Here is a 7,050-nt window from a genome sequence, read left to right on the forward strand (position 1 = left end):
GGTTTTACCCATTACTCATTACTGATTACTCATCACCAGTAATAAAGCTCCGCTTTATTACTATTAAAATTACGTTTGGAGGAACTGTAGATGAAGGTTGAAGAATTTGATTTTGTATTACCAGAAGAATTAATTGCACAAGAACCGATGGAACCAAGAGATCAATCTAGATTGATGATGATTAATAAAGAGACTAAGGAGATAAAGGATAGGATTTTCAAAGATATTGTTGATTACTTTGAACCTGGAGATACCTTGGTAAGGAATAATACTAAAGTTATTCCTGCAAGGTTATTTGGTCATAAAGAAGGAACTGGAGGAAAGGTCGAGGTACTTCTTTTAAAACAGGTGGAATTAGATACTTGGGAGGTTTTAGTTAAACCAGGGCGAAAAGTAAAGAAAGGAACTAGAGTCGTCTTTGGTGATGGTGATCTTATTGCCCAAGTAGAAGAAAGAACAGATTTTGGTGGAAGAGTAATAAAATTTGAGTATGATGGAGTCTTTGAAGAGATATTGGACAAGTTAGGAGAGATGCCCTTACCTCCTTATATAACTAAAGAGCTAGAAGAAGACAGCAAGTATCAGACTGTTTATGCTAAGAAGAGAGGTTCTGCTGCGGCTCCAACTGCAGGTCTGCACTTTACAGACAGTTTATTAAAATCTATTAAGGAGAAAGGTGTAAACATAGTTGATATTACTTTACATGTAGGTCTAGGAACTTTTAGACCGGTTAAAGTAGATGATATCAAAGATCACGATATGCACTCTGAGTACTATGAGATATCTAAAGAAAGTGCTGATATTATTAATAAGACCAAGGAGGATGGAAAACGTGTCTTTGCTGTTGGGACTACATCTACTAGGACTTTAGAGGCTGTAGGTGACAAAGAAGGTAAGGTTAAAGAAGCAAAAGGATGGACCGATATCTTTATCTATCCTGGCTATGAATATAAAGTAGTTGATGCTTTGATTACAAACTTTCATTTGCCCAAGTCAACCCTTTTAATGCTTGTTAGTGCTTTTGCCGGAAGGGAGTTGGCCCTTCAGGCTTATAAGGAAGCAGTAGAGAAGGAATATAGGTTTTATAGCTTTGGTGATGGGATGGTTATACTGTAAACTATAAACTAAATTAAAATTTAGGAGGTAATTAAGAGTATGTCTTTTGAATATACGTTAGAGAAGAAGTGTAAGGATACTAAGGCAAGGTTAGGAAAGTTCTCTACTCCACATGGAGATATAGAGACGCCTATTTTTATGCCTGTAGGAACAAAAGCAACGGTTAAGACGATGACTCCAGAAGAGTTAGAGGAGATAGAAGCACAGATTATTTTAAGTAATACATATCACCTCTATTTAAGACCTGGACATGAACTGGTAGAGGAAGCAGGTGGGTTACATAAATTTATGAATTGGGATCACCCTATCCTAACTGATAGTGGTGGTTTTCAAGTTTTTAGTTTAAGTGATATGAATGAGATTAGTGAGGAAGGGGTAAATTTCAAGTCTCACATTGATGGGTCGAGTCACTTTATTAGTCCAGAAAAGTCAATTGAGATTCAAATGGCTTTAGGAGCCGATATTATTATGGCCTTTGATGAATGTCCTCCTTATCCAGCAGATGAAGAGTACGTTAAAAAGTCTTTAGAAAGGACTACTAGATGGTTAGAAAGGTGTATAGGTGCCCATGATCGTGACGATCAAGCCCTCTTTGGGATAATGCAAGGTGGAATGTATAAAGAACTAAGGGAGCAGAGCGCTAAAGAGATACTTGAATTTGACCTTCCAGGTTATGCAATTGGTGGTTTGAGTGTTGGTGAGCCTAAAGAAGAGATGATTAAGGTGTTGGATTATGCACCTGATTTACTCCCTGAGGATAAGCCAAGATATTTGATGGGAGTTGGAACACCTCTAGATCTCTTTGAAGGTGTAATGCGAGGAGTAGATATGTTTGATTGCGTCTTCCCAACTAGAGTAGCTAGGAATGGAGCAGTCTTTACTAGTGAAGGAAGAATTACCGTAAGGAATGCAAGCTATAAAAAAGACTTTACTCCCTTAGATGGCGATTGTGAATGTTATGTATGTAAGAATTATACTCGTGCTTATATTAGGCATTTAATTAAACAAAATGAGATTTTAGGGGTAAGGTTGACTACCTATCATAATTTACATTTCTTATTAAATATGATGGATAATATTAGAACAGCTATAAAAGAAGATAGGTTCTTGGAGTATAGAAGAGAATTTTATAAAAGATATGGTTTGGAGTTAGATGATGAAGATAATTCAACTTGTAGAGAGGATTTTTAATTAAAATGGTGAATAGTTATAGTGTAGTGGCACTATCGTGCCACTTAGCTATGAGTCGTGTGTAAATGGTCTGTATTACGGAGAGTTTTTCTGATTTTTAAAAAACTTGTAGGGGCACCTTTTAGTTTGAAATTTTACGAGATGTTTTGGTCTTTAAAACATTGAGGTGTGCTGTCAGCTAAAATCAAAACGGCTGCAAACTTTTACGACATAAGGGGTTGTATGTTTTTGATCTTATGGTTTTAAACTAGCTCATAGCTCATAGCACATGGCTCATAGCTGTGTAACTGAAAGTTACACTATATCATATTGTAAACAAATAAGGAGGAGTTATAATGGAATTGTTAGCAGGTTTAATACCATGGATATTTATGTTTGGAGTTTTTTGGTTCTTACTTATTCGTCCTCAAAAAAAACAACAACAAAGGCATCAAGAGATGTTGGCTAAATTAAAGGTAGGAGATAAAGTAGTAACTATAGGGGGGATCAAGGGCCAAATTACTGAGATCGAGGATGATCAATTAAAGGTTGAGATTGCTCCTGAGGTGAAGGTTGAAATGAATAGGGGTGCTATAGGAAGGTTAGATAGAGAGGTTAATACTGAGGCTAAAGCCTAGGTTTAGAACAGGAGGAAGTTATGTTAATTACCAAAGAGGAGGTTAAGGAGTTCTTTGAGTCGCTTGTTATTGCAGGTGTCTTAGCGTTCTTAATTATAACCTTTGTTGCTCAATCTTTTGTAGTACAAGGCAATTCAATGGACAGTACTTTAAGGCATGGGGAAAGGTTATTTATAAATAAATTTATATATAGATTTCAGTCTCCGCAGCGTGGTGATATTATTGTCTTAGAGCCTAAAGGAGATAAGAGTTCCAAATATATCAAGAGAGTGATAGGTCTTCCAGGTGATAAGGTTGAAATAAGGGGAGGTAAATTATTCGTTAATGATATCCAAATAGAAGAGGATTATATCTTAGAAGATATGAATAGAGTGCCTTATGGGCCTTATTATGTTCCAGAGAACAGTGTGTTTGCATTGGGAGATAATAGGAATAATAGTACTGATAGTAGACGAAAAGATGTAGTAGGATATGTTCCTTATGATTCAATTGATGGTAAAGCCTTCTGGGTTTGGTGGCCTTTAAATAGGATGAGATTTATAAATTCTACATTATATGATGATCTTGATTGATCTTAAGTTTAAGATTTACAGATTAAGTGGTTAGGAAAAACTTTAAACTTTTAGCTGAGAGTACTCTTAATAAATTTGAATAAAAAATAGATGCATACAATACCTGCGTCTATTTTTTATTTGTTATGAAATAAAGGAAAAATTTGAGTTAGAGAGAATAATTATACTTGAAGGTTATAAAATTATATATTTTAATACAGGAGGGGGTCAAATGGTTTTTAATAAGTTATCTGTAGGGAAGAAGTTAATCCTATTGATGGTAGCAGTAGCAGTTATACCTTTGTTGGTCTTGAATTTATCAATGTTTCTTCAAACAAGATCTTTGTTTGAAGGAGAAGCAGTGCAAGAGATTATCAATGAGGCACGTGGTAATGAAAGGGTTATAAATACTATCGATAGAATTACTTCAGAGGTTGATATTAATATGAGGAGATTTGCTAGAATTAACTTAGTGATCTTTATAGTCTTAATGATATTAGTGGCTATATTAGCTAAAATAATTGCACGTAGGTTTGTGGATCCTATTAATGAAGTGATAAGAGCTATGGAAGAAAAGGCTAAAGGAAACTTAAAGGTTAGTGTTGATTTGGATAGAGAAGATGAGTTTGGTAGATTAGCAGAGGCTTTTAATAATACTACCAATGATCAAAAGAAGATGATGGTTGAGCTTTTAGAATCCGTAGAGAATCTATCTGCTTATAGTGAAGAGTTATCTGCTTCTGCTCAAGAGGGCAATGCAACTACAGAAGAGGCTAACGGTATCTTTGAAATGATGATCTCAAAAATTGAACAAATATCTGCCATAAGTCAAGAGGTAACTGGTCTTGCTGAAGAAGCAGATTCTCAGACTCAAGTAGGAAGTCATAATATTTCTAAAACAGTTAAAAGTATGGAAGATATCAGTAATTCAGTAAATGAGACCGTAAATATAATTAATCAGTTGGATGGTAACTCTAAAGAGATAGGTCAGATTGTTGAATTAATTACTAATATAGCAGAGCAGACTAATCTTTTGGCTTTAAATGCAGCTATTGAGGCGGCTAGAGCTGGAGAACATGGGCAAGGATTTGCTGTTGTAGCAGATGAGATTAGAGAGTTAGCTGAGGAGACTTCAAAGGCAACTGATAATATTGCTAAATTAATTAAAGAAACTCAAGAAAAATCTAATGCAGGTTTAGCTGCTATTAAACAGGTAGAAGCTAAGACTGAAGAAGGTAAATCAGTAGTAGAACAGACAGGGGAAGTATTTTCTCAAATTGAAGTATCTATTCAAAACACATCAAGTCAAGTTGAGCAGACATCTGTATCTTCGCAAGAATTAGCAGAGAATAGTCAAGATGTTATGGGAGCTTTTAAAGAAGTTAGTAGTATGTCAAATGAGGTTACCCACTCTTCACAAGAGTTAGCGGAGATGTCTCAATATTTACAGCAGTTAGTTGAAAGATTCAAAGTTTAATAATAAATAAAAGGGGTAAGTGCTATTTAATTAAGGCATTTACTCTCTTTTTATTTATACTTATAATAAATAACCTTGTTTGCTAAATAAAAGTCCAAATAAAACTTGAACTTTAACTAAACATAGATTAAACTATTTATAGAGTATAGATTGAAAACAGGAGGGGTTTAGTTGAAGAAAGTTTTAGTTTTAGTATTGATTCTATTCACTTTAATTTTAACTGCTTGTGGAAATAATAAAACAGAAGATGATCTCACTTTTATGTATTGGAGTGATAGAGAGTTAGTTAATAGAGTAGATTATATTCGATCGAATACAGATTGGAAGATAGAAGCTATTGATATTCCTGATGTTATGTATATGCCTAGGTTATTAATAATGTTTGCAGCTGCTGATTATCCGGACATTTTTTTATTACCCGAAGATCCATTTTATGATATGGCTAAAAATGGAATGCTACATAAGTTAGATGAAGAAAATCTAACTTATGTAGATTTAGAATTGATGACTTATGAAGGTGAGGTGTACGGAGTAAAAGAAGATAGGTTTATTTTTGTTGTCTCTAGCTTTGTAGAAGATTATGATTTAGCTATAGATTTCTTAGAAGAATTTTTGGGAATAAATAATAAAAAGGTATTCTGATAAATTAATTTGTCAGAATACCTTTTTATATTAAATGATACCAGGTGCTAATTGTTTTATTTAAGAAAAAATCATAATTACTTAACCAATAGGGAATTATATTTATTGATTAACTTTTATAAAAGGGGTGGTTATAATATGAGTTCAATAACTTTAAATGAAATAAAAAATAATGAGAAGATTAAATCTTATATAAAGGTAGCAGATGATCATTTAGATGAGATAGGTTTTACTGAACATGGATTTAGACATGCAGGTCTTATTGCTAAAATTTCTGGAGAAATTTTAAGATTATTAGGTTACCCTGAGAGGATAATTGAACTAGGGGAGATAGCTGGATATTTACATGATATTGGTAATTTAATTAATCGTAATGATCATGCTCAAAATTCAGCGATAATAGCACAAAATCTTCTAGAAGAGTTAAAGATGCCTTATAATGAGATAGCAAAAGTTATAGGTGCAATTGGAAACCATGATGAGAACCATGGATCTCCAGTTAACGAGGTAGCGGCTGCTTTAATAATAGCAGATAAGTCCGATGCTCATTATAAGAGGGTAAGAAATAAAGATTTTTCTACATTTGATATACACGATCGGGTAAACTATGCTGTTAAAAAATCTTCGGTAGAGGTTGATGCAGATAAGAAAGAGATAACGTTAAGTTTAAGAATTGACTTAGAAGTGAGTACAGTTATGGAATATTTTGAAATATTTTTAACTAGAATGATGATGTGCAGAAAGGCTGCTAACTACTTAGGTTCTAAATTTCGTTTGGTTATTAACGATACTGATCTTTTATAACTTTTGTGGAATTGACAACCTCTTTTTTACAAGATATAATAAATATGTTGCAAATATAAATTTAGTTTAGCGGTAGGGAAGGGGAGAAAAAATGGACTGGAAGAAAAAAAGAATGACGAAATTATTTAGTGTTTTAATTTTACTAGGTGTAGCAGTGTTCTTCTTATACCCTCTTGATGAGAGTATTAATCTAGGACTTGACTTACAGGGTGGAACTCAGGTTGTTCTAGAGGCTAGGGATACTGATGCTGTTCAAGTTGATGATGATGCAGTAAGAAGAGCGATGAGTGTTATTCAAACTCGTGTCGATGAGATGGGGTTAGCTGAACCAATTGTTCAACGTCAAGGTGAGAGAAGAATTATGGTTTCTTTGCCTGGTGTTGAAGACCCTAATCAAGCTGTACAGACCATAGGTCAAACAGCACAATTACAATTTAAAGATGAAGATGGAAATATAGTAATGACTGGAGAAGCTTTAAGCGATGCTAGGGGTGCTTATGGTGGAGATGTTGTTCAACGACCGGTTATACAATTTGAATTAACAAGAGAAGGCAGTAGACAATTTGGACAAATTACAAGGGAGAATATCGGTAGAAGGATATCTATATACCTTGATGATGAGTTATTAACTTCTCCAACTGTTCAATCAGAG

General features: G+C 34.0%; 8 protein-coding genes. All 8 read left to right on the forward strand.

Features of this window, described 5'->3' with window-relative positions; translation table 11 throughout:
* The first annotated feature begins 90 nt into the window (after positions 1 to 90).
* Entirely contained in the window at positions 91 to 1,116 is a 1,026-nt protein-coding gene (gene queA / locus HALSAC_RS0107100; RefSeq protein WP_027339693.1) for a tRNA preQ1(34) S-adenosylmethionine ribosyltransferase-isomerase QueA, read from the forward strand.
* A 39-nt stretch (positions 1,117 to 1,155) separates the two neighbouring features.
* Positions 1,156 to 2,307, forward strand: a complete 1,152-nt coding sequence (tgt, locus tag HALSAC_RS15245; protein ID WP_051412124.1) for a tRNA guanosine(34) transglycosylase Tgt — start codon at positions 1,156 to 1,158, stop codon at positions 2,305 to 2,307.
* Positions 2,308 to 2,642: 335 nt separating this feature from the next.
* Positions 2,643 to 2,924 carry a preprotein translocase subunit YajC gene (yajC, locus tag HALSAC_RS0107110; RefSeq protein WP_027339694.1) on the forward strand — a complete coding sequence of 94 codons (282 nt, stop codon included), beginning with the start codon at positions 2,643 to 2,645 and terminating at the stop codon, positions 2,922 to 2,924.
* 20 nt (positions 2,925 to 2,944) lie between these two features.
* Positions 2,945 to 3,496, forward strand: a complete 552-nt coding sequence (gene lepB, locus HALSAC_RS0107115) for a signal peptidase I (protein WP_027339695.1) — start codon at positions 2,945 to 2,947, stop codon at positions 3,494 to 3,496.
* Between the two features lie 211 nt (positions 3,497 to 3,707).
* Positions 3,708 to 4,952 carry a methyl-accepting chemotaxis protein gene (locus HALSAC_RS15250; RefSeq protein ID WP_051412125.1) on the forward strand — a complete coding sequence of 415 codons (1,245 nt, stop codon included), beginning with the start codon at positions 3,708 to 3,710 and terminating at the stop codon, positions 4,950 to 4,952.
* 171 nt (positions 4,953 to 5,123) lie between these two features.
* Positions 5,124 to 5,594, forward strand: coding sequence for a type 2 periplasmic-binding domain-containing protein (locus HALSAC_RS0107125; protein ID WP_027339696.1), 471 nt, complete (start codon positions 5,124 to 5,126; stop codon positions 5,592 to 5,594).
* Between the two features lie 138 nt (positions 5,595 to 5,732).
* Positions 5,733 to 6,398: an HD domain-containing protein gene (locus HALSAC_RS0107130; protein ID WP_027339697.1), complete on the forward strand. Its 666-nt coding sequence runs from the start codon at positions 5,733 to 5,735 to the stop codon at positions 6,396 to 6,398.
* Positions 6,399 to 6,489: 91 nt separating this feature from the next.
* On the forward strand, positions 6,490 to 7,050 hold a 561-nt coding region (locus tag HALSAC_RS15255), incomplete at its 3' end, for a preprotein translocase subunit SecD (RefSeq protein ID WP_425402507.1).

Origin of the sequence: Halonatronum saccharophilum DSM 13868 (genome assembly GCF_000517025.1) — a bacterium.
GTDB classification, from domain to species: Bacteria; Bacillota; Halanaerobiia; order Halobacteroidales; family Halobacteroidaceae; genus Halonatronum; species Halonatronum saccharophilum.